The organism is Sulfurimonas sp. (assembly GCF_041563495.1).
GTDB lineage: Bacteria > Campylobacterota > Campylobacteria > Campylobacterales > Sulfurimonadaceae > Sulfurimonas.
Genome location: NZ_JBFFMZ010000003.1, coordinates 76340 through 98223, shown reverse-complemented (window position 1 = coordinate 98223; position 21884 = coordinate 76340). Strand labels below are relative to the sequence as shown.

At 35.4% G+C, this 21884-nt stretch carries 23 protein-coding genes, 1 tRNA gene and 1 other RNA gene; 4 read left to right on the top strand and 21 right to left on the bottom strand.

The genetic code is table 11. The features are described from left to right. Window positions 1-3: 3 nt before the first annotated feature. From ABYK18_RS03955 to mobB, 5 genes are read right to left on the bottom strand one after another with little or no spacing between them, the layout of a single operon-like run. Window positions 4-996 carry a hypothetical protein gene (locus tag ABYK18_RS03955; protein WP_373035343.1) on the bottom strand — a complete coding sequence of 331 codons (993 nt, stop codon included), beginning with the start codon at window positions 994-996 and terminating at the stop codon, window positions 4-6. After that, on the bottom strand, window positions 993-2939 hold the full coding sequence (gene metG, locus ABYK18_RS03950) for a methionine--tRNA ligase (RefSeq protein ID WP_373035342.1): 1947 nt from the start codon (window positions 2937-2939) through the stop codon (window positions 993-995). The genes ABYK18_RS03955 and metG overlap by 4 nt, the downstream gene beginning before the upstream one ends. 13 nt (window positions 2940-2952) lie before the next feature. Beyond that, window positions 2953-3159 (bottom strand): hypothetical protein, encoded by a 207-nt coding sequence (locus ABYK18_RS03945; protein ID WP_373035341.1) that lies wholly within the window; start codon window positions 3157-3159, stop codon window positions 2953-2955. Further along, on the bottom strand, window positions 3143-3985 hold the full coding sequence (locus ABYK18_RS03940) for a class 1 fructose-bisphosphatase (RefSeq protein ID WP_373035340.1): 843 nt from the start codon (window positions 3983-3985) through the stop codon (window positions 3143-3145). Before ABYK18_RS03940 ends, ABYK18_RS03945 begins: the two co-directional genes overlap by 17 nt. Window positions 3986-3988: 3 nt before the next feature. Continuing rightward, window positions 3989-4492, bottom strand: a complete 504-nt coding sequence (gene mobB / locus ABYK18_RS03935) for a molybdopterin-guanine dinucleotide biosynthesis protein B (protein WP_373035339.1) — start codon at window positions 4490-4492, stop codon at window positions 3989-3991. A gap of 107 nt (window positions 4493-4599) precedes the next feature. Between mobB and ABYK18_RS03930 the strand changes: the two genes are divergently transcribed. Further along, entirely contained in the window at window positions 4600-5094 is a 495-nt protein-coding gene (locus ABYK18_RS03930; RefSeq protein ID WP_373035338.1) for a hypothetical protein, read from the top strand. Here the strand turns inward: ABYK18_RS03930 and ABYK18_RS03925 are convergent. From ABYK18_RS03925 to gltX, 3 genes are read right to left on the bottom strand one after another with little or no spacing between them, the layout of a single operon-like run. Continuing rightward, on the bottom strand, window positions 5027-6649 hold the full coding sequence (locus ABYK18_RS03925) for a lytic transglycosylase domain-containing protein (RefSeq protein WP_373035337.1): 1623 nt from the start codon (window positions 6647-6649) through the stop codon (window positions 5027-5029). The genes ABYK18_RS03930 and ABYK18_RS03925 overlap by 68 nt on opposite strands. 2 nt (window positions 6650-6651) lie before the next feature. Further along, window positions 6652-6936 carry a YggT family protein gene (locus ABYK18_RS03920; RefSeq protein WP_373035336.1) on the bottom strand — a complete coding sequence of 95 codons (285 nt, stop codon included), beginning with the start codon at window positions 6934-6936 and terminating at the stop codon, window positions 6652-6654. Further along, window positions 6933-8201: a glutamate--tRNA ligase gene (gene gltX, locus ABYK18_RS03915; RefSeq protein ID WP_373035335.1), complete on the bottom strand. Its 1269-nt coding sequence runs from the start codon at window positions 8199-8201 to the stop codon at window positions 6933-6935. Before gltX ends, ABYK18_RS03920 begins: the two co-directional genes overlap by 4 nt. Window positions 8202-8333: 132 nt before the next feature. Here gltX and ABYK18_RS03910 point away from each other — a divergent pair, with 132 nt between their 5' ends. Together ABYK18_RS03910 and ABYK18_RS03905 are read left to right on the top strand one after the other, a co-directional pair. Beyond that, entirely contained in the window at window positions 8334-10583 is a 2250-nt protein-coding gene (locus tag ABYK18_RS03910; protein ID WP_373035333.1) for a glutamine--tRNA ligase/YqeY domain fusion protein, read from the top strand. Window positions 10584-10740: 157 nt separating this feature from the next. Continuing rightward, window positions 10741-12687 (top strand): diguanylate cyclase, encoded by a 1947-nt coding sequence (locus tag ABYK18_RS03905; protein ID WP_373035332.1) that lies wholly within the window; start codon window positions 10741-10743, stop codon window positions 12685-12687. Between the two features lie 49 nt (window positions 12688-12736). On the opposite strand, the gene ABYK18_RS03900 is transcribed toward ABYK18_RS03905, so the two are convergent. The 6 genes from ABYK18_RS03900 to rnpB all read right to left on the bottom strand — a co-directional run bounded on the left by ABYK18_RS03900 (window position 12737) and on the right by rnpB (window position 15323). Then, window positions 12737-12811: transfer RNA gene (locus ABYK18_RS03900), tRNA-Glu, on the bottom strand. A gap of 94 nt (window positions 12812-12905) precedes the next feature. After that, entirely contained in the window at window positions 12906-13451 is a 546-nt protein-coding gene (locus tag ABYK18_RS03895) for a response regulator transcription factor (RefSeq protein WP_373035330.1), read from the bottom strand. 179 nt (window positions 13452-13630) lie between these two features. Continuing rightward, window positions 13631-13843: a hypothetical protein gene (locus ABYK18_RS03890; protein ID WP_373035329.1), complete on the bottom strand. Its 213-nt coding sequence runs from the start codon at window positions 13841-13843 to the stop codon at window positions 13631-13633. After that, window positions 13840-14619 carry a glucosaminidase domain-containing protein gene (locus ABYK18_RS03885; RefSeq protein ID WP_373035328.1) on the bottom strand — a complete coding sequence of 260 codons (780 nt, stop codon included), beginning with the start codon at window positions 14617-14619 and terminating at the stop codon, window positions 13840-13842. Before ABYK18_RS03885 ends, ABYK18_RS03890 begins: the two co-directional genes overlap by 4 nt. Window positions 14620-14696: 77 nt before the next feature. Continuing rightward, window positions 14697-14954 (bottom strand): hypothetical protein, encoded by a 258-nt coding sequence (locus ABYK18_RS03880; RefSeq protein ID WP_373035327.1) that lies wholly within the window; start codon window positions 14952-14954, stop codon window positions 14697-14699. A 44-nt stretch (window positions 14955-14998) separates the two neighbouring features. After that, window positions 14999-15323, bottom strand: an RNA gene (rnpB, locus tag ABYK18_RS03875) — RNase P RNA component class A. Between the two features lie 175 nt (window positions 15324-15498). Here rnpB and ABYK18_RS03870 point away from each other — a divergent pair. Further along, the gene (locus ABYK18_RS03870) at window positions 15499-16116 is read left to right on the top strand and encodes a TetR/AcrR family transcriptional regulator (protein WP_373035326.1); all 618 of its coding nucleotides are present in this window, start codon (window positions 15499-15501) and stop codon (window positions 16114-16116) included. 70 nt (window positions 16117-16186) lie between these two features. Here ABYK18_RS03870 and ABYK18_RS03865 read toward each other — a convergent pair whose 3' ends face one another. The 7 genes from ABYK18_RS03865 to ABYK18_RS03835 all read right to left on the bottom strand — a co-directional run bounded on the left by ABYK18_RS03865 (window position 16187) and on the right by ABYK18_RS03835 (window position 21878). Continuing rightward, complete coding sequence (locus ABYK18_RS03865; RefSeq protein WP_373035325.1) at window positions 16187-16741, bottom strand: 2-oxoacid:acceptor oxidoreductase family protein; 555 nt, start codon at window positions 16739-16741, stop codon at window positions 16187-16189. A gap of 9 nt (window positions 16742-16750) precedes the next feature. Further along, window positions 16751-17608 (bottom strand): 2-oxoglutarate ferredoxin oxidoreductase subunit beta, encoded by an 858-nt coding sequence (locus tag ABYK18_RS03860; protein ID WP_373035324.1) that lies wholly within the window; start codon window positions 17606-17608, stop codon window positions 16751-16753. A gap of 1 nt (window position 17609) precedes the next feature. Further along, on the bottom strand, window positions 17610-18743 hold the full coding sequence (locus tag ABYK18_RS03855; protein ID WP_373035323.1) for a 2-oxoglutarate synthase subunit alpha: 1134 nt from the start codon (window positions 18741-18743) through the stop codon (window positions 17610-17612). Next, window positions 18743-19093, bottom strand: coding sequence for a 4Fe-4S dicluster domain-containing protein (locus ABYK18_RS03850; protein WP_373035322.1), 351 nt, complete (start codon window positions 19091-19093; stop codon window positions 18743-18745). The genes ABYK18_RS03855 and ABYK18_RS03850 overlap by 1 nt, the downstream gene beginning before the upstream one ends. A gap of 152 nt (window positions 19094-19245) precedes the next feature. Continuing rightward, window positions 19246-20118: a succinate--CoA ligase subunit alpha gene (gene sucD / locus ABYK18_RS03845; RefSeq protein WP_373035320.1), complete on the bottom strand. Its 873-nt coding sequence runs from the start codon at window positions 20116-20118 to the stop codon at window positions 19246-19248. 3 nt (window positions 20119-20121) lie between these two features. Continuing rightward, entirely contained in the window at window positions 20122-21294 is a 1173-nt protein-coding gene (gene sucC / locus ABYK18_RS03840) for an ADP-forming succinate--CoA ligase subunit beta (RefSeq protein WP_373035319.1), read from the bottom strand. Window positions 21295-21320: 26 nt separating this feature from the next. After that, window positions 21321-21878 (bottom strand): Fe-S-containing hydro-lyase, encoded by a 558-nt coding sequence (locus tag ABYK18_RS03835; RefSeq protein ID WP_373035317.1) that lies wholly within the window; start codon window positions 21876-21878, stop codon window positions 21321-21323. Window positions 21879-21884: the final 6 nt, after the last annotated feature.

The window sequence follows — 21884 nt, the reverse complement described above, 5'->3', positions numbered from 1 at the left end:
ATATTAAAAAAGTGTCGGTTGAGTTTGATAAGATGCGGTTCTGCTGAGGATTGACTTATCGACTCCGACTATTAGAGCAAAGTGAAAATTGTTCTCTTTTAGTATAGGGATTATCTCTTTTTGATTCTTGTAGCTATATAGATTCTCATCTTCTGACTGTTGAGAAGAAGATGGAACAAGGCAGATTATCTTTGCCCAAGGTGCGCGGGAATGCAAAAAAGTTATCTCGCTCTCTATAAGACTTGTGTTTTGTTCAAATATAAGCACCTTATCGCTGGTTCCAAACTCTTTAATCTCAAAATTCTTGTTTGTAAATACCGCTTCAAAGTGCTCTATAGGCGTAAATTTTCTCAGTCTAAAGTCTATTTTTAAACTTTTAAACAGATGCAGCAATTCTGCGAGGTACGGTATAAAAAACGGAGAGATAAGTTGTCTCTCGTAAAATACATTATCATATATAAAAGATGTCTCAAAAAGTGTTTGCTCCATAATCTCTATGGGTTCAATAGCTATTTTAGGAAGTGTCTTTATATTTGCAAACATATCTTTTGAGTTTAGAGCAGGGCAAAATAGAACAGTGCTTCTGTCTTCTACTTCCCAAAGAGACTTGAAAACACTTCTTATATCTCCATGAACAACCACAAAATTTGTTTGGGTAATAACCTGAAGAGCAAGCTTTAAAATGATTTCATTGCACTCATAAGCAACTACTTCTTTTTCAATCATCTTAAAACGAAGCAGTCTTTTCACTGCTTCTTCAATGTCATTGACTTTTATCCAAGCGATTTCTTGATCGCTTACTTGTACAGGTTTATCAAAAACTATACCGTATGCACCGTTTGAGACTGCTAAAGCAATATCTTCTTCTTCATAGGCAAAGAATATATCACCTCTTTTTACTTTGTGAGCCTCAAAGACAGTATTTTCAAAACTGTTTACACAAGGCTCGTTTTCAAGCTTACCGTGTGTAAGTGCGAGGAAGTTTTCAAGTCTCATCCAATAGGGGTTCCTGCTTTTTTAGGTTTTTCAGGTCTTACTAGGCATAGACCGTCTTCATCCTTAGCAGCAAGAAGCATTCCCTCAGACATCATTCCCATAAGTTTTGCAGGTTTCAGGTTGGCAACAACGCACACTTGTGTATTTAACAGTGACTCAGCAGAGTAGAATTCTTTGATTCCGGCAACAACTTGACGGTTTTTCCCTTCGCCTAAATCAACTTGAAGTTTCAGAAGTTTTTTACTTTTTGGAACTTCCTCGGCTTCTACTACAACACCGACTTTTAAAGATGTTTCAAAGAACTGTCCGATTTCAATAAGATTGTCTTTTTCAGCTTCTTCTTTTTTTGCTGCCATTTCCTCTTTCATTACATCGTTTGGATTGTCATCAGGCATAGCCTCCGGTGCTTCTTCTATTAGAGGCTCTTCAACACGAGGAAAAAGAGGCGGAACCTTCTTGATATTAAATAATTTCAATAGCTTTTTATCGATAATCATCTCATTGTAGCTGGCATTATCTATAGTGAAGCTAAGTGCATCCGCAACAGTTGCAGATGTTTTAGGCATAACAGGACTAAGCATGATAGATGCTTTTGCTAAGATGTTTGCAACTAAGGCAACAGTGGCGAGTGCTTCATCTTTTTTATCTTCTTTCATCTTAGTCCATGGAGCATGCTCTTCAATAGCTTTATTCCCAATAGTAAACAGCTTCCAAAGCTCTTCAAGATATCTGTGAGTCTGCATATTTTGCATAAACCCATCGAGATTGGATAAAGCTTCATTCATAGCTTCAAGCTCTTTAGTGTGATATTTTTCTACGTCTTTGCTGTCTATCTCAAAATCAGAGTATTTTCCACTCATACCTATGATGCGGTTTAGAAGATTACCTAGGTCATTGCTGAGTTCTGAGTTGATTCTGTCTATAAATGCTCTTTGAGAAAAGTCACCGTCTTGACCGAAAGGAACTTCTCTAAGCATAAAGTATCTGAGATTTTCAACACCGTAAGCATCGGAGACTTCTTTAGGAGATATAACGTTACCCTTAGACTTACTCATCTTCTCACCGTCTCTCGTCCACCAACCATGTACACCTATGTGTTTAGGAAGAGGGAGGTCAAGACTCATAAGAAATGCCGGCCAGTAGATAGCATGAAAACGAAGAATATCTTTACCTACAAGCTGCATTGTCGCAGGCCAGTAGTTCATTTTCGCTTCATCCGTACCGTAGCCTAAAGCCGTAACGTAATTCATAAGAGCATCTAGCCAAACATACATAACATGTTTATCGTCATTCATAGATTCAGGAAGCTTAACACCCCAAGTAAAAGATGTACGAGTGACGGAAAGATCTCTTAATCCTCCTTTTACAAAGTTTATAACTTCATTTGCGCGAGAACGAGGAAGTATGAAATCAGGATTTTCTTCGTAGTGTTTGAGTAGAGCATCTTCATATTTTGAAAGTCTGAAAAAGTAACTCTCTTCTTTTACAGTGCTTGTAGTTCTACCGCAATCAGGGCAGAACTCACCGTCTACAAGCTGAGTCTCAGGAAAAAATGTCTCACAACTTACACAGTAGTGACCTTCATAAAAGTCTTTATAGATATCACCTTTAGCGTACATAACCTCAAAAGCTTTTTGAACACCAAGTTTATGATCAGCATCTGTAGTTCTAATAAACTTGTCATAAGAGATCTCAAACTCATCCCATAGATTTTTAAATGAAGCACTTATCTCATCTGCAAACTGTTGAGTAGGCTTGTTGTTTTTAGCTGCTGATTCTTCTATCTTTTGTCCATGCTCATCAGTGCCCGTTAAAAAGTACGTATCGTTACCTTTTAGTTTCTCATATCTTGTCATAGTGTCAGCTATAAAAGTAGTATATGCGTGCCCAATGTGTGCTTCGCCGTTAACGTAATAGATAGGTGTTGTTATATATTTACTCAAAATGTTTTCTCCATTAAAATTCAAATCCGCCTGTCTCGCCTTTGGACATGCTGTTGTAAACTGATTTTACATAATCAGCTCTAAGTTCGCAAGCTATGTAGTGCTCGCATACACTACAAGATGCTAAGTTTTTCTCTTTTTGACAAGCTTGTACTTTGATTATCATCTCATCAAGATGAAGTTCAAACTTATCTTTTTCTTGACTATGCATTGGCTGCATAAACTTCTTTTACTCTCGCTATTTCATATTTAGAGCCGAAAAAACATGCAGATGTGTCATGTATATGAGCGCATCCAAGCTCCATCAAGTCGACTTTACCGTCAATCGCTTCACCGCCTGCAGTCTTATAAGCAAAGGCAAAAGGAAAGACTTCAAAAAGCTTGCGAAGTTTTCCATCAGGCTTATCACTTGTCCCTGGATATGAAAACAATCCGCCTCCTTTAAGAAGAATCTGGTGAAGGTCAGGAACCATTCCGCCTGAATATCTAAGACGATAACCCTCTTTAAAGAAGCCGTCAACCATCTCTTTATGGTAAGGTGCCCAGTTTTGCTGAGTACCTCCCGGAGCGTTTAGATTGCCTTTTTCTTTTAGGCGTATCTCTTTTACAAATTCAAACTCATCACCTTGAAGCAGGTGCAGTTTTGTTTTGTTATGAGCAAATACCATCTCAACACGAGGACCGAAAACAACATAACATGATGCAACCATTTTATCTGCCGCAAATTCACCTTCATAGATGCCAAATATGGAACCGACACTTAAGTTTACATCCACTAAAGATGAACCGTCAAGTGGGTCATAGGCAATGAAGTACTTTCCAGCTTCATTGAGCAGCATCGCATTTTCTTTTTCTTCGCTTGCAATAGTATGAATAGATGGAACTTGAGAAAACTCTTCTTCGATGATCATGTCACACTGGATGTCTAACTGAAGTTGAGTCTCACCAGAACTGTTTGATTGTTGAGAATAGCCTATATCTTTAACATCTATAGCTTTTTTGATTCTCTTTGCCGTACGCTGAATCGCGTCAAATATATCCGTCATTTATTATACTTCCTTCGCATTTTTAAGTATCCAAGATATTACATCTTCACAGTCATTTAAGTCCAATATATCCACATCACTCGGTACATCATAATCTGCCGTGTTTATAGTCTCATCAATCGCCAAAGCATTCATAAACGGAAAATAATCACTATCGAGTGTCTCTCTGAATATGCTTATGCGCGGCAGTGGCAAGTTTTTTAAACCCTCAACAAGAAGAATATCAAAATCATTAAAGAGTCTGATCATCTCATCTAAATCTTTGTTTTGTTTTGAGAAGTAAGTTGTTCTGGTAGGAGAGGTTACTATAACCTCTGCACCGGTATCGGAAAACTTGTAACTGTCTTTACCCTCAACGTCAAAACGAGCCTTATCGCTTGGATCGTGTTTTATTATTGCAACTCTTTTACCATGTTCGTGTATTAGTTTTCTTGCTACTTTTAATATAAGAGTAGTCTTTCCGCTATTTGATGGACCCGTAAATGCAACTGCTAATCTTTTATTCACTTTATATCTTTATATTTATTTGTCTAAAATTTTAAGTGATTATACAAAATAGTCTTTAAAAGCTTGTTTAATAAGATATAATTCTTTCTCAAATCAGAGGAATAATCATGAAATATATATTAACAATTTTAACTTTTTGGATTCTATTTGTCGGTTGTGCAGACAAAAATGCTTTTAGCAAGTTCAATATGCAGCCAGATCAGGAACTAAGTGCAGCAAACCTGCAGGGAAGTAAGATAAAAATGGGTGAAAAGGTAGAAGGAATCTTCACAGCCATCTACCTGAATAAAGTCTATCCACATAGATATAATATGAACGAATATTTTTATGTTTATCTTTACTTAAAAGATGAAAAAAAGATGTACGATCCAAACACACTCGAAGATATTAAGCTTACTATGAAACTAAACGGCAAACTGCCTGTAAAAATCAAACAATTGGATGCTAAGAACAGATTTTCGCATCTGGCATCTGTTCAAAGCGAGTGGAATAAGTATTTTCTTGTAGCCTTTGAAAAGGTAGACGAGGGCGAAATCAGCCTTGTTCTCGAAACCGATCGGTCATCTTCGGATGCGTTAATTTATCGAAAAGATGAACAATAGAGACATCTTCGCCCATTATTTTTTTATACATAATGTAATTTGCTAAAACTTTTTTCCCATACTCTCTACTTTGAGAGTTAGCCATAAGCTCCATGCTTAAAAATGGTTCATATTTGCCACTGTTAAAAGTGCCTTTTTGAAGATATCTTTTTAAAAAACCCATTCCGCCATTGTAAGCATAAGCCATAAAAAGAGGGTGGTATAGAGATTTTTTCATCCACTCCAGATGCTTTAGTGCATAAGTTATGTTGTTTTTTGGAATAAACATCTCATCGTAACTTTTTACCGGATTTTCTACCTGCTTGCTAATAGCATCTGCAACAAACGGCATAAGCTGCATCAATCCCAATGCATAAGAGCGAGACAGAGCAGATGGTATAAGTTTGCTCTCTTGGCGCATAATTGCATAAACCAAAGCTTTCTCATCTGTTGAAATATTTTTTAAGTATTTATTATAAGGCATTACATAGCCATGCATCTTATGCTTATATGCTTTTTCAAGGATAAGGGTTTGAACAGGAATCATATCTTTTTGTGTGTACTCTTTAGATAGTTCATAAAGCTCATCTTGTGACGAGGCACTGTTTATATCTTCTATTATGTTATTCCACTCAAAAGGATCTTGAATATTTTTGTCTGCATTATCGTCACTGACTTCCACTGCACTGAAGTAGTTGTCAAATTTTTTATTTTGTATCTCATGAGCATATATAGTATATATGTTTATATCTTTGCTACCAAGCAGTTTGTTTAAATAGTTTTGATTCTCCGTAATTTTATACATCCAAAAGTAATTTTTATCTACATCTATTCTCTTTTTTGCTTTTAAAAGAGAGAGGTTAAAGTAACGCAGGGCTTCTGTGTTGTTTAGGTGTTTAAGATGGTTAATAGCCAGATAAAAATTAGTTTTGGAGTTAAGGTTTTCTCCATTTAGTTTTAAAAGAGCTAACTGCAGTTTATCTAGCTTTTCATCATGTACGACTATTTTTACAAGTTGAGATATCTTCCAAGATGACGAGAGCCTGTTAATGAACTCTTCATTCAGATGGATATTGAGATTTTCTCTCCTATGTCTTCTTGTTGTACTTACAAACAGCGATAATATGGTATGTGCTTCATACTTTTCATAAGCTTGTTGAGTATATGGTTCATTCTGAATTTTAAGCAGTTCTTCTTTAGCTTTTGTGCTAATTTTCTTTAATAGTTTTTCTCTTTGTTTCTTTGTAAGAGCAAGGGTTTTATATGGAGAAAAAGCAAGTTCCAAGCAAGTTTCATCTTTTATAGACAGTAAATCTCTTTCTTTCATGCATGAGATTTTTCTTTTTACTTCTATATCATTGGTCTTTTTAGCATAGAGTTTAAATATCTTATTGTTTTTGCCTTTTACTTGAGAATAAGCTTTGTCCGCTTCTTCGGGTGTAATATCTTGTTTTAGATATTGCCATATCATAAAGTTTTTGGCATGACTTGGCGGTTTTGATTCTATATCTTGAAGTGTTATGCTTGCATCTAAAGAGACAAGCATAAAAAAAAGCGGTATAAAAATCTTAATCATAATTAAAAAGAGTGAAGCAGGGCACTCAATAAAACTATAATAACCTGCAATGCAATAATAATCACAAGCGGCGCTAAGTCAAGTCCATTGAAATCTGTTTTCATATATCTTCTTACAAGCTTGTATGCAGGCTGTGTAATTCTATGCAAAAATTGTACTACAGGATTATACGGATCCGGATTTACAAAACTTAAAAGCGCCGTGATTATAATAACCCAGACATAAATATTTATAAGACTCAATACAATAGAACCAAGCCCTTGAATTATTTCCATTAACATACTCATTTAATAATCTCTCCTATATAGTTTTTTAAATATTTATATATTTCAGCAACATCCGGACCATGTTTTGTACCCGTTAGTAAAAAACGCAGTGATTTTAAGAACTCTTCATCTTTAAGACCTGATTCTTTCATGATGTAATTTTTAAAATCATTATATTCCTCAAAATACGGTGCACTTTTAATAGCTTCAATCATTGTTTTAGCCGCTTCACTAAGCTCTTGTGGAATCTCTTTAGCTGCAAAAACAGGCTCTATTTTAGATTTTAGCTCTTTAGTCGTAGATGCTTCTTCCAAGTAAACTTTTGCAAGCTCGCCGATGCTAGCATCTGCAAAGCCCACATATCTTGAAAGCTCTGTTGCATCCATGTTTTTTAGATGCTCCTTGTTTATATCTCTTAGATCCTCAAGGCTAAAGCGAGCAGGGGACTTAGAGAGTGCTTCTAAAGTAAACCACTCTATAGCATCTGTAGTATCAAAGATCCCTTGAGGAGTGTTGTTTCCGATTGATATTAAATAATTTGAAATAGCACTTGGCAGAAAACCTTCCTCTAAAAGCCATTTAACACTAAAAGTGTCATTTAAAATAACAGGTAAGTGAGCATACTCTACTTTTTTCTCATAGCCTAAAGATTTTCTAACATGCTCTTGTTTAGGAGTATCGTCCATATGGTCTTCACCACGAATAACTAAAGATATATCACTTAACATATCATCTACTGCGCATGCAAAATTGTATGTAGGTGTCTTGTTTTGCTTCATGATGACAAAACTATCAATGGTATCAGACTTAAAACTTACTTCACCTTTTATAAGGTCATTTATAACGATTGCTTCATCAGGTCTGCTTAGTCTGATAGTAAAAGGGTTCATATTGTCTATTACAAGCTCATGAGGCAGGTTTCTACAAGCATCATCATAACTATACTCTTTTTTATTATCTCTTGCTTCTTCACGCTTCTTTTCTAACCATTCTTTGGAACAAAAACAGCTAAACGCTTTCTTTTCATGAACCAGTTGCAGAGCCATAGCCGAGTGATATCGAACATTTTCACTTTGATAAATAACCTGAGTATATTCAATACCAAAAAGAGATAGTAATGCTAAGATCTCTTCATCTTTGCCTTCTACATTTTTCTCTTTATCCATATCTTCTATACGAACGATTAAATCTTCGTTTCTCTGTTTTGACACAATATAGTTAAATAAGGCAACTCTTAAATTACCTATGTGCATGTCTCCAGTTGGACTAGATGCAAATCTTAGCATTAACATTCCTAAAATAATATTTTTGTGATTTTAACAAGTTTTTGATTAATTATAAGAAGCATGATGATATAAGCTCTAATAGGGTAAAATACAAACCTTATAAAAGTTTCAAAATCAAAAGGTTTAATAATAATGAGTGAGAGTAAAGATTTTTTACGTACAATAGTTGAAAAAGACTTAAAAGCAGGCAAGTATAAAGAGATTATTACAAGATTTCCTCCTGAGCCAAACGGGTTTCCTCACATTGGACACGCTAAATCTATCGCTATAAATTTCGGTATTGCACGTGATTATCATGGTCACTGTAACCTTAGAATGGATGATACAAACCCGACTACAGAAGACACAAAATATGTTGAGGCTCTCAAAGATGCCGTACATTGGCTTGGATTTGAGTGGGATAACGGTGTACGTTACACATCTGATTATTTTCCAAAACTATACGATTACGCAATAGAGCTTATTAAAATGGGTAAAGCATATGTTGACTCAGTTAACGAAGAGGAGATGCGTGAATATCGAGGTACTGTTACAGAGCCTGGACGTCGCAGTAAGTATGCAGAGCGTTCTGTTGAAGAGAATCTAGACCTTTTAGAAAGAATGAAAAAAGGTGAGTTTAAAGACGGCGAACATGTGCTTCGTGCAAAAATAGACATGTCTGCGGCAAATATGAAAATGCGTGACCCAATTTTATACCGCATCAGACATGCTCATCACTATAGAGCCGGAGACGAATGGGCAATTTACCCTATGTATGACTTTGGTCACTGTCTATCTGATTATATTGAAGGTGTTACTCATTCCATTTGTACATTAGAGTTTGAGAACAACCGTGATATCTATGATTGGGTGCTAGACACACTTGGACTTAAATCACCAAGACCTTATCAGCATGAGTTTGCAAGACTTGGGATTAACTACACTGTTATGAGCAAAAGAAAGCTTTTAGAATTGGTTGAAGGCGGACAAGTCAGCGGCTGGGATGACCCTCGTATGCCTACGATTGCCGGATATAGAAGAAGGGGTTATACTCGTGAGTCTATTTTAAATTTCTGCGATCAAATAGGTATAGCAAAAGCAAACTCAACGGTCGATGTTGCACAACTTGAGTTTTGCATAAGAGATGATTTAAACATGAAAGTGCCGCGTGTTATGTGTGTGCTAGACCCGCTAAAAGTAACGATTGAGAATTATGAGGGTGAAGAAAAACTTGATGCGCCGTACTACCCGGATGATGTACCAAAAGACGGTTCAAGAAAACTACCGTTTTCTAAGGAGATTTACATTGAGCGTGAAGACTTTAACGAAAATCCTCCAAAAGGTTACTTCCGTCTTACACCTGAACAACCTGTACGTCTTAAACACGCTTATATCATTACATGTAAAGAAATCATAAAAGATGCAAACGGCAATATTACGGAGATAATTGCGGAGTATAATCCAGAGTCTAAAAGTGGCTCAGATACCAGCGGCATTAAAGTTAAAAGCGCTATTCAATGGGTAGATGCTGCGAGTGCTAAGAAAGTTGAAGTAAGACTATATGATAGACTCTTCAAAGATGAAGCGCCTGAAGGTTTGGAAGATATAAACCCGGACTCTTTAAAAATTATTAAAAATGCTCTTATTGAGAGTGCTGTAATAACAGACAAACCTGATGAGAGATTCCAGTTTGAAAGACAGGGATATTTTTACGCTGACCCAATTGACTACACTGATGAAAATCCTGTATTTAATAAAATCGTCGGTCTTAAAGACTCTTATGCTAAAAAGAAAAAAACAAAAGAGGAAACACCTACGCCTCAAGTTAAAAAAGTGCAAGTAGACGGTGAAGTAACACCTATGAATGAGAATGAGCAAGCACGCTTTGATAAATATACCGGTGAATTTGGGCTAAACGGCGAAGTGGCTAATACTCTAGCTCGCGATGAGAACCTTTCGTCATTCTACGAAGAGTCTCTCTCTGTGCTTAACAGTCCCGTATCTCTTGCAAACATTGTTGCAAATGAAGTAGCCAGAGAACTAAAGCAGATGCAGGCAGACGAACTTAAATTTAATGCAAATCAAATAGCAGAGCTTATCAAGATGGTTGACGATGGGACTATTTCAAATAAAATTGCCAAACAAGTATTTGAAGATATGGTCAAATCCGGTGAAAATCCAACGCAGATAGTTGAATCTAAAGGACTTTTACAGATAAGTGACCCTGAGAAAATTTCACCTATAATTGATGAGATAATTGAAAAAAATCCGGATAACGTTGCTAAGTTTAAAGCAGGTAACACCAATCTATTAGGCTTCTTTGTAGGCCAAGTCCTAAAAACCACAGGTGGCAAAGCAAATCCAAAAGTGGTAAATGAACTTGTCGCACAAAAGTTAAAATAAAAAACTAACAAAAAAGGCCAGTTAACTTACCGGCCTTTGTTTATTCCATAAACGACTTTATTAGACATAGTTTTTCATTATAATTTCAAGTTATGAATAATAATTCATTTGTAATTAATTTTTATTTCATTACCATGATGTTAGTGAAGGGTTTAATATGTCCAATAATAAAAGCATAAAAGCAATTTTTGTATTAAACTATATAATTTTATTCTCGGGAATTGCATTTAGTCTTTATTCTGCAAGTAATCTATTTATTGATTTACAGGAAGAGTCTACGAAACAAAATCTTCTTACCATCAATAAGCTTGGCGCAAAAGATGTTAACACACATCTGCAATATGTGTCAAATAGTATAATAGCACTTGGTAACAGCTACAAAAAACTTTATAAAGAAGAATACGAATATATTAAGAGCAAACCGATATATCAGCATAAATATTCAAAAAACAATAGAATAACTTTTTATAAAGATACTGCAGGAAGTTCAGATTATGCATTTCAGTCTGAGCATGTTTCTATGATTCTCTCAAACTTGAACCAAGATAAAGAACTAATCAGTAAAGAGTTAAATGTTTTTCATCAAATAACTCCTGCTTTGGAATCGATTCATAACTCTTTTAATTTTTCATGGGTTTACATCACCACAGTAAATGACTTTATGCTTATTTATCCTTATGTTCCATATATAAATGCAAATGATATTTACAAACCAACTCAGCAACACTTTTACAATGCTGCAAACTTCAAAGAGAAGTCTGTAGGTTGGGAAGAACCTTACTACGATCTTGCCGGAGATGGAGTCCTAATAACCGCTTCATATCCTATTTATGATAGCAATAATGAGCTTCTTGGAGTAGCATCTCACGATATAACAGTTGACAAGGTTGCAACATCTATCTTAAAAGAAACGGTTATATATGAAGGAAGTGTCTCTTTCTTGCTTTCAAAAAACGGTAAGCTTATTTCATCGACTGATCTAAAATATATGCAAGAATTGGAGAAAAAAAGCAAACAGGAATATAGAGGCAATTTTTACTATCGTACAATTAAAAGTGCCAATAAAAGCGGATTAAATGGTATTTCTATTTCATCAAACGAATATTTAAACAGATTGGGAGATGAAATTATCTCAAGAATAAAACCTGTTAAATACGTAAATACTCAAATCTGGAATAGTTCGATAAAGTTTTTTGAAGATAAGCTTCTATTTGTTTCACAGATACCATCAACCGGCTGGATGCTGGTATCTTACGTTCCTAAAGCTAGCATTATAAATGAAAGTAGGTCAATTTTTTACCAAACTCTATTGATACTGGCTATATTCATTACTACTCTCTTCATCATCAGCGGTATTTTAACCATGAGACATCTCATAGCGCCGTTAGACATAATAAATAAAGCTTCACAAAAATTCGGTGATGGTTTTAGAGATGTAAAAGTTCAGTATTCAAATATGAATCTTTTAGCAACACTTTTTGAAACTTTTAATACTATGATTGAAAAAGTAAAGTTTAATCAACACCTACTTGAAGAAAAAGTTTATGAAAGAACTACAAAACTGCAAAAAGAAATCAACAGAAGAAAAAAAGTAGAAGAAGAACTTCGTCACATTTCACGTATCGATGCACTAACTGGCATCTGGAACAGGGGTTATTTCTTTGAGATGCTTGAAAGAGAAATAGACCGCTCACAGCGTTTTAATATAGATATGGCTCTTTTAATGATAGATATCGATTATTTTAAAAATATAAATGACACATATGGGCATCATATAGGAGATAAAGCCCTTAAACATGTTGTAAATCAAATAAATTCAAGTATACGTAAAGAGAACATCTTTGGCCGTCTTGGCGGAGAGGAATTCGGTATCATTTTAATCCAGACACTAGAGCAGGGTACACCGGTAAATATTGCAGAGCGAATTCGCAAAAACATAGAGCAAAATCCATTAATAATAGACAACAATTTTATAAAAATTACGATAAGTATCGGTATATCAAATTTAAAAGATAACGACAATGCAAATAGCTTATATATCAATTCTGATAAAGCTCTTTATGCAGCAAAAGAAAATGGTCGTAATTGTATAAAAGAAAGTTAGTATTTTTTGATTTATTTAAAATATTTTGTGTGAGAATTGTTCGTATGAATGGTGACCCCGAGGAGAATCGAACTCCTGTAACATGGATGAAAACCATGGATCCTGACCGCTAGACGACGGGGCCATTCAAGACAGCTTGTTTAACTGAGCCGAAATTATATAGATCCATGTCTTAATAGATCCTTAAACTATAAAAACTCAGTTAAATTTACTATATGTTACTCGTAAAAACCTCTAAGAGCTCTAATAATAACAGCATTTTTAGAGATGCTCTCAGCCTTTGCATTGTCATTTACTAAATCATAAAGATCTAAAGGAAGAGAGATAGAGAATGTTTTAGTCTCAATTTTTCTTTTTTTAGAAATCATAGCAGTAACACTAGTTAAAAGCTCAATGATCTTTTTAGTGTCAATAGGTTTTTGAATAAAACTGTTTACACCAACTTCAATAGATTCAGATATTTTCTCAATATCATTACTTGCTGAAATCACAATAATAATTTGCGTAGGATTAATCTCACGAAGCTTGCGAGATAATTCAATGCCATCCATGCCTGCCATTACAATATCAACAAAAACAACGTCTGGTTTAACTCTGTTATATGTATTTAACGCTTCATCACCATTAAAACAAGAGTAAACATCAGCGAAAAAGTTTTTAAACGTAGAACTTAAAAGCTCGTTTGTTACTTTTTCATCTTCAACTATCATTGCTGTTAATTTTTTAGTCTGCCCAGTTAACTGAACTAAATCAATATTTGCCATATTAATTCCTTTTGTATTTAGTATTGATGTCATTATACAGATATTTCAGTAACAAATGAAGTATTTTTAGAATCTAAAAAAACATAAAAACTCCATAAGCACTTAAAATAGGTATTTCGAGGGCTTTAAAAAATTGTTGTAAAATATTATTTTTGCTCTGTTATCCAGATAACAACTAACTAAATATCATATTTTTTAAATTTCTCAAGCCACTGACTATCTGCTTCTTTGGATTCTTCCTTTTGATTCAATAAAGAATCTATAATACTTATGAGTGTTTTTTCATCCATAAATTCTAATAAATCGGGGTTGATTGATGTAGTATTTTCATCGTCATACGAATTTAGAAGATTTTGTATATCTTCAATAAGCTGTTCTTTTGTTGAATTCATATATTACTCCAGGCGCTATCAAAATTCATAGCTTTAAATTGCATATCATTCATCAGTTTAACAAGTCCTGCTTTTTTCATAATCAGTTTAGCTTTCTTTGGCCATGTCTCTCTGTAGTTAAAAGAATGCGGATGTCCACCAATTTTTGCTATAAACTTATTATTGACATCTTTAGTGAATAGTATTTTTGTTCCATGCTTATCAACCAGGTTATCTAACCAAATCCTAGCTTCTTTAAAAACTTTAACTTTAGAGGTACTTGTTATCCACCTGGTGGCAAAATCATTTAAACATGCGTTATTAGATTTATGTTTTAAAGTTTTATCGTAATTAAGCAATTCAAGCTTTTTTGTTGTTCCTGCGTATAGGGCAGGTCTATAATCTCTTTTTAGACTTTTTGGCCTTTTTTTCCACACCAAATCTTCTTTTGAGCATCTATTTATTTCATTTTGGTCAAAAATAACCATTTTTTTTGATTTAGAATAGGGCAGATACAATCTTGGAAGTTCTTTATCTCCTTTAAACGCACCTAAACTGAGTATGTTTCCGGTTATTTGAGCAACATAACCTCTACCGTATCCAGACTCAAGACCTGCAATGGCTAAAAGAGCGGCAGGCGGAATGTTATATTGTTCAGCCAGCTTTATTGCTTCTTTGGAATTGGCTTTATAAAATTCTTTTACATGTGTATATTTTCTAAAGGTAAATTCGCTTGAATACAAAGTAGTAAAGCACAAAATAAACATTAGACTTATGAGTAACTTTTTAAATAACATATTATTTTGTATTCCTGCTACTTGGAGATATCTTGGTTAACATAATGTAAATTCTCTTGAAATTAACATTCTCTACTCTACTTAATAAGTGGAGACTTTGAAACTGCTGTTTTAATCTCTTCTATATCAAGATCGCCTTCTATGTCAAGTTCTACATTACCGTCTTGACCGGTTATGCTCATATCTTTAATTTTCTTTTTTGATTCATCGCTCATACAGTCACACTTTCCTGTTTGGCATCTCTGAACCATCTCAACTACATTTTTCTTTTCTACTGCACCGCTAAATGTAATCTTTACTCCGTTATGTTGTGCTGTAACATCTGCTTTTTTCATAATTTATTCCATATATATCATTAATATTAATTAGTATCTTCAGTTAAATAGGCACAGCGTAAGCCGAGTTTTGTTTTGATAGCATTAATCTACTACACTATTTACATAGTATCTCTAGCGAAACAGTAGCATTATAAGACGCTGACCACCTGTTTCTTGCTGCCATGTTGGGTTTACAAGCTCTCTATGTTGCCATAAAGACTGGTGGTCTCTTACACCACCCTTTCACCGTTACTGCATTGCTGCAGCAGTCTACTCTCTGTTGCACTTTCCCTCGTATTGCTACGGCCATTAGTTAAATGGAACACTGTCTTATAGCAGCTCGGACTTTCCTCTTGCGATTAAGCAAGTCACTATCTGCTGTACCTGTGAAATAGTACTAAACTCTTCCTTTAAATCAGTTTTTTCAATACAAGAACATTTGTTCATTAAGTTATCTGTAAACATGAACAATTGTTCTTATTGCAGTAAGCTTATATTAACAATCGTTCATATATAATACTTTTAAAGTTAACATACGTTCACTAAACTAAAAAGGTTGAAAATGCCCGAAAATACGACATCTTATAAAAGAACAGGAACAAAACAAAAGATACTAAAAGTATCAACCACCCTATTTTCTGAGCTTGGATATAAAGGTACAAGTGTAAGAAAAATAGCTAAAGAAGTAGGAATTAGAGAGAGTGCTATATACAATCACTACAAGAGTAAAGAAGAAATTTTTCTAGAAGTTGCAAAGGGTATTTTCAGTTCACCCTTTTCCAAAAATGAACCTGATATAAAAGAATCTGCACTTAAGGGAAAAGCTTTTTTACAAAATTTTACAATGCAGTATAAGCTTCTTACTTTTGATAAGAGCAACGAGAATATGTTTAGACTGCTAATGATAGAGCTTTTTCAAAATAAAGAGCTTAGAGAGCAGTTTATGAGTGAATTTCACGATAAGAATGTAAAGATGCTCTCAGAAGCATTCTTTATAATGATGCAAAACTCACTTATTCGTTCTCAAGATCCTATGATGATTTCTTATGAATTTTTATCTACCCTATTCTATATGAGGCTGCAAATAACACTTATGAGGTTTGATAATGATTCAACAACGGCTCTATCTACTCAATTTGAAAAGCATGTTGAATTTTTTTGGGAAAGTATTCGAATCTAATACTAATTAATATTAGATATAAATATAAAAAAAAGGCAACTAATAACAAGTTGCCTTTTAAGATTGCTAGTTAAGCCATAGCTTCTTTAGCGTATTTTTCACCAAGTTCGTAAGCTTTTTTATTGACTTCATGAACTTTTGCAGGTACTTTTGAAAGCATAGTATCGATAAGAGTATTTTTATCAATAGCATTCATCATAGTATTTGCAATTGCTAATGCTACAACCGATTGAGTAATAACGTTACCTACTTCTTCTTTTGCAATAGTAATAATAGGAATCTCATAGATCTTCCATTTTTTTCTATCTTCATCGGTTGGATGAACAAGATTTGGATCAACAACTATTGTCCCGCCCTCTTGTACACCATCTTTAAATAGAATATAGCTTTTCTGAGCAACTGAAAGCATAAAACCTATTTCACCGTCATTTGCATACGGATAGTAGATTTCTTCATCATCAAGCTGAATATCAACAACAGTAGGTCCACCACGAACTTGTGATGTATATGTTGCAGTTTTTAGTCCATGACCGCCAGTTTTAATTTTTGCAGCTGCAAAAATCTCACCAGCAAGAAGAACACCTTGTCCACCAACGCCTGTAAATCTCATTAATGTTTTACTCATTGTGTCTCCTTATATTTTTTTTGCAAAGTCATCTTGAGTGATTACTTTTCTTTCACCCTGATGTACTTTTTGAATTTCTGCATACATGTCACAATACTCATCTGCCTCAGTATCTTGATGTAAAATACCTGTTGGTAATAAGTTTAATTGCTCTTCAGGAGTCATCGCATCGTATTTTTTCTTAGGAGTAGTAATACTATCTATCCACTCTAAGTTTTCCATTGCTGAAAGCATTTTATTTTTTCTACCAAGGTTAATATGACAGTTAGAAAGAACTTCCATCATAGAGAAACCTTTATGTTCTATAGCTTTAATTATTGCTTTTTCTAATTTTTTAGGATCAAGCATTGACTCACGAGCAACAAATGAAGCTCCAGCAGCCATTGCTAATTTACACGTATCAAATGTTGGATCAATGTTACCCGCTTTTTGAGAAACTGTCCACATACCTTTTGGTGTAGTTGGAGAAGTTTGTGAATTAGTTAAACCATAGATAAAGTTGTTAATAATAATCATTGTTAAATCAATGTTTCTTCTACAACCGTGAATAGTATGATTACCACCGATAGCAAGTGCATCACCGTCACCTGCAACACAGATAACATGCTTGCTTGGGTTCGCTAATTTAATACCCGTTGCATAAGCTATTGTTCTACCGTGAGTAGTATGAACAGTGTTAAAATCAACATAAGATGAAAATCTTCCTGAACAACCAATACCAGAAACAACACAAATGTCATCTTGGTTTAGTCCCATTTTATCAATTGCTCTGACGAACGCTTTAAGAATTACACCATCGCCACAACCCCAACACCATAGTGTCGGCATTTTTTCAAGTCTTAAATATTTATCATAATTAAATGCCATCTTATAACTCCTTTACTTTACTTACAATCTCATGTGGAGAAAGTGGTCTACCGTTAACTTTAAACAGACCGTCAATATCAAGTCTTGCAGCTGCACGTTGAACTTCACTATGGTATTGACCAATATTAAGCTCTACAACTAAAACTTTTTCAATCTTATCAGTATGCTCTTTAATTTTTTCTGCAGGAGAAGGCCAAATAGTGATTGGTCTAAATAGACCGGCTTTGATACCCTCTTTTCTTAAATGTCTAATAGATTCTTTAGCTGCCAGTGAAACAGAACCATAAGCAACGATCATTACTTCAGCATCATCCATCATAAATTCTTCATAAGACTCAACTTCATCTTTATGAAGCTCTACTTTGTCTTCTAATCTTTGGATTAGTTTTCTACAAGTTTCAATTTCCTCAGTCGGGTAACCGTTTTTATCATGGTGAAGACCTGTAAAGTGATATCTGTAACCTTCATACATTGGATTAAGAACCGCCGGCTCATCATGCTCAACACCATATGGAAAATACTCTTCAGCAGGTCCGTCAAATCTTTTTCTCGGTACGATACCAGCTTCAACATCTTCAGCAGTCGGGATATCAGCTTTACCGTGCATGTGACCGATAGTCTCATCCAGTAACACGATTACCGGCTGCATAAATCTATCTGCAATATTAAATGCTCTTACAACTTCTGTATAACACTCAGCCAGTGAACCTGCACATAATGTGATTGATTTATAATCACCGTGTGAAGGGTTTTTAGATTGAAGGATATCACCTTGAGATACACGAGTAGGAAGACCAGTTGATGGTCCACCACGCATAACATTTACACATACTAAAGGTACTTCTGCCATTTGAGCAAGACCTAATTGTTCAGCCTTAAGCGACATACCAGGACCTGAAGTCGCAGTTAATGCACGCTGACCAACCATAGCTGCACCGATAACTGCACAGATACCACCTATTTCATCTTCCATTTGAATCGCTACACCGCCTTTTTTTGGTAAAAGGTCAGAGATAACATGCATAACTTCACTTGATGGTGTTAATGGATAGCCACCAAAAAACATACAGCCTGCATCAACAGCCGCTCTAGCAGCTAGTTCATTACCTGTAGATATTACTTCTCTAGTTGCCATTATTTAACTCCTTGTTCACTAAGTGACATATAATTATTCGCTATAACAGCTGCCTGACGCTCTTTAGATTCGTCAGTAAGTTTAGCAAAACTAAACCCAGCTGCTTTATATTCTTGTTTATCTGCTACATAAATAGCAAAGTCTGGACATGTAAGTTCACACTCATTACACCCTATACAAGCTTCAGGATGCTGTATTGAAATCATCGCACCCAACGTCGAAGTTGATTCATATTTCATACCAAGTACACCGGCTGGACATACAGATACACAAATATCACATGCTTTACAGTTACTAGTATTAACCCATACAGGTTGATTACCAGGGTTTTCAGTTCTAAAAGTTCCCATTTATTCTCCTATTATTAAAGTACAAATTTAATTTATACATTACTCTTTATCAGCAAAGAGTAGCTAAGTTTCTATAACTTTATTCTAAATTGTGCTGGTTGCGCTCCGTAATATAACTTTTTGTTACATTACGAGGCTCACACAAGAGAAAATTACTTAGCTAAAACCTCTGCAACAGCTTTACCGATTTCAGCCGGTGAAACAACTACTTTTACACCAGCAGCTTCAAGTGCTTCCATCTTCTCTTTTGCAGTACCGGCTCCGCCACTGATAATAGCACCGGCATGACCCATTCTTTTACCTGCAGGAGCAGTTTGTCCAGCAATAAAAGCAACAACAGGTTTAGTAATATGCTCTTTAATATATGCTGCTGCCTGAATTTCAAGGTCTCCACCGATCTCACCGATCATAACGATTGCTTCAGTCTCTGGGTCCGCTTCAAACATTGGAAGAAGTTGTTTGTATGAAAGGCCGATAATAGGGTCTCCACCAATACCTACCGCCGTAGTAATACCAAAACCTTCATTGCATACTTGATTTGCACCTTCGTATGTCAATGTACCAGATTTTGAGATAAGACCAACATTACCTTTTTTGAAAATCATACCTGGCATGATTCCGATTTTACACTCTTCGGCAGTGATGATACCAGGACAGTTTGGCCCGATCGTCATCATACCGTGCTTAACGGCATGGGCTTTTGCCTTTTGCATATCACGAACAGGTGCACCTTCTGTAATGATTACAGCAAGTTCTATCCCAGCTTCAGCAGCTTCCATTACGGCATCCGCAACAAAAACAGGCGGAACGAAAATCATAGATACAGTAGCACCGGTTGCTTCAACTGCTTCTGAAACAGTATTGAAAACAGGCTGACCTAAGTGCTCTTGACCACCTTTGTTCGGTGTAACACCGCCAACAATTTTTGAACCGTAAGCTAAACACTGCTCTGCATGAAAAGTTCCCTCTTTACCGGTGAAACCTTGAACGATTATTTTTGTATCTTTATTTACTAAAATTGACATAAATTATTCTCCTTTCGCCGCAGCAACTGCTTTTGCAGCACCATCACCCAAGTCATTACCAACAATGATATTAGGAATGTTTGCATTTTTAAGAATTTCTGCCGCTTCTGGAGCATTTGTACCATCTAAACGAACAATAACAGGAACATTAACATCAGTTATTTTTGTTGCTTCTAAAATACCGTTAGCAATACGGTCACAACGAACGATTCCACCAAAAATATTTACAAAAATTGCCTTAACATTTGGATTTTTAAGAATGATCTCAAAACCTTTAGCAACAGTTTCAGCATTTGCACTACCACCAACATCCAAGAAGTTAGCAGGAGTTCCACCCATATAATTAATGGTATCCATAGTACCCATCGCAAGACCTGCACCGTTTACCATACAACCTATTTCTCCATCAAGAGAAATATATGAAAGACCATATTGAGAAGCTTCACGCTCATCAGCGTCTTCTTCAGAGATATCTCTCATATCTTCGATGTCTTGGTGACGTCCAAGTGCTGAATCATCAAATCCCATCTTTCCATCAAGTGCTAAAAATTCACCTGATCCAGTCTTGATTAAAGGGTTGATTTCAATCATCTCTGCATCGTTTTCTAAATAAAGATTATAAAGTGCGGAAGCGAATTTGATAAATTTACTCTGCTCTGCTTTATCAGTAATACCAAGACCAAAGACTAATTCACGACCATGAAAACCTTGAAAGCCTATAGCCGGGTCAACTGCAACTTTAATGATTTTTTCAGGTGACTCTTCAGCAACCTTTTCAATCTCCATACCACCTTCAGTTGAAGCCATAATAACAGGCATCTCTTTGGCACGGTCTAAAACAACACCAAGGTAAAGCTCATCTACAATATCAGCACCCTCTTCTATGTAAACTTTTTGTACAAGTTTACCTTCTGGTCCTGTTTGGTGAGTAACAAGCTGCATTCCAAGAATTTCATTTGCTAATTCTTTAACTTCATCTTTACTTCTAGCAAGCTTGACACCCCCGCCTAGACCGCGTCCACCTGCGTGAATTTGAGCTTTTACCACCCAAACATTTCCACCAAGTTCTTCTGCATTACGAGCAGCTTGTTCTGGTGTATTTGCGATAATACCGCGAGGTGTTGGAACACCATATTTGGCAAAAATTTGTTTTGCCTGATATTCATGTATATTCATTTATTCTCCTTATTTTAAAATGGAAGTTATTTAACTTCGTATTGTGCACGGCCAATTTTATATAAGTCCGCACCGTGTGTGTCATTAACTACAGTTACCGGAAAGTCAACTACTTCAAGTTTTCTTACCGCCTCAGGACCAAGTTCCTCATAAGCGATAACTTCTGCACTCTTAATCTGCTTGCCTAAAAGTGCACCTGCACCACCGGTAGCACCGAAGTAAACAGCCTTGTATTCTTCACAAGCTTCTGTAACATCTTTATTTCTTTTACCCTTACCTATCATTCCTTTTAAACCCTCAGCAATAAGCCTTGGAGAATAAGAGTCCATGCGATAAGATGTAGTAGGACCGGCACTTCCTATCGGATCACCCGGTTTTGGCGGAGTCGGTCCGACAAAATATATTACTGCACCTTTTATATCAAAAGGAAGTTCTTTGCCTTCATCAAGCAGATCAACCAATCTTTTGTGTGCTGCGTCTCTTGCAGTATAAATAGTACCGCTTAAATATACAATATCACCACTGTGTAACTCTGAAACAGTTTCATCACTTAGTGGAGTTGTCAAATGATATGTTTTACTCATCGTTTT

What these genes read in the sequence shown, in the direction of transcription:
- ABYK18_RS03930 (WP_373035338.1), top strand. Translation starts at nt 4,600, where the DNA reads ATGAAATATATATTAACAATTTTAACTTTTTGGATTCTATTTGTCGGT.
- ABYK18_RS03850 (WP_373035322.1), bottom strand. Translation starts at nt 19,093, where the DNA reads ATGGGAACTTTTAGAACTGAAAACCCTGGTAATCAACCTGTATGGGTT.
- ABYK18_RS03910 (WP_373035333.1), top strand. Translation starts at nt 8,334, where the DNA reads ATGAGTGAGAGTAAAGATTTTTTACGTACAATAGTTGAAAAAGACTTA.
- ABYK18_RS03865 (WP_373035325.1), bottom strand. Translation starts at nt 16,741, where the DNA reads ATGAGTAAAACATTAATGAGATTTACAGGCGTTGGTGGACAAGGTGTT.
- ABYK18_RS03925 (WP_373035337.1), bottom strand. Translation starts at nt 6,649, where the DNA reads ATGATTAAGATTTTTATACCGCTTTTTTTTATGCTTGTCTCTTTAGAT.
- ABYK18_RS03885 (WP_373035328.1), bottom strand. Translation starts at nt 14,619, where the DNA reads ATGTTATTTAAAAAGTTACTCATAAGTCTAATGTTTATTTTGTGCTTT.
- ABYK18_RS03945 (WP_373035341.1), bottom strand. Translation starts at nt 3,159, where the DNA reads ATGCAGCCAATGCATAGTCAAGAAAAAGATAAGTTTGAACTTCATCTT.
- sucC (WP_373035319.1), bottom strand. Translation starts at nt 21,294, where the DNA reads ATGAATATACATGAATATCAGGCAAAACAAATTTTTGCCAAATATGGT.
- ABYK18_RS03940 (WP_373035340.1), bottom strand. Translation starts at nt 3,985, where the DNA reads ATGACGGATATATTTGACGCGATTCAGCGTACGGCAAAGAGAATCAAA.
- ABYK18_RS03860 (WP_373035324.1), bottom strand. Translation starts at nt 17,608, where the DNA reads ATGGCATTTAATTATGATAAATATTTAAGACTTGAAAAAATGCCGACA.
- ABYK18_RS03955 (WP_373035343.1), bottom strand. Translation starts at nt 996, where the DNA reads ATGAGACTTGAAAACTTCCTCGCACTTACACACGGTAAGCTTGAAAAC.
- ABYK18_RS03870 (WP_373035326.1), top strand. Translation starts at nt 15,499, where the DNA reads ATGCCCGAAAATACGACATCTTATAAAAGAACAGGAACAAAACAAAAG.
- ABYK18_RS03895 (WP_373035330.1), bottom strand. Translation starts at nt 13,451, where the DNA reads ATGGCAAATATTGATTTAGTTCAGTTAACTGGGCAGACTAAAAAATTA.
- ABYK18_RS03920 (WP_373035336.1), bottom strand. Translation starts at nt 6,936, where the DNA reads ATGAGTATGTTAATGGAAATAATTCAAGGGCTTGGTTCTATTGTATTG.
- ABYK18_RS03855 (WP_373035323.1), bottom strand. Translation starts at nt 18,743, where the DNA reads ATGGCAACTAGAGAAGTAATATCTACAGGTAATGAACTAGCTGCTAGA.
- ABYK18_RS03835 (WP_373035317.1), bottom strand. Translation starts at nt 21,878, where the DNA reads ATGAGTAAAACATATCATTTGACAACTCCACTAAGTGATGAAACTGTT.
- ABYK18_RS03880 (WP_373035327.1), bottom strand. Translation starts at nt 14,954, where the DNA reads ATGAAAAAAGCAGATGTTACAGCACAACATAACGGAGTAAAGATTACA.
- sucD (WP_373035320.1), bottom strand. Translation starts at nt 20,118, where the DNA reads ATGTCAATTTTAGTAAATAAAGATACAAAAATAATCGTTCAAGGTTTC.
- gltX (WP_373035335.1), bottom strand. Translation starts at nt 8,201, where the DNA reads ATGCTAAGATTTGCATCTAGTCCAACTGGAGACATGCACATAGGTAAT.
- ABYK18_RS03890 (WP_373035329.1), bottom strand. Translation starts at nt 13,843, where the DNA reads ATGAATTCAACAAAAGAACAGCTTATTGAAGATATACAAAATCTTCTA.
- ABYK18_RS03905 (WP_373035332.1), top strand. Translation starts at nt 10,741, where the DNA reads ATGTCCAATAATAAAAGCATAAAAGCAATTTTTGTATTAAACTATATA.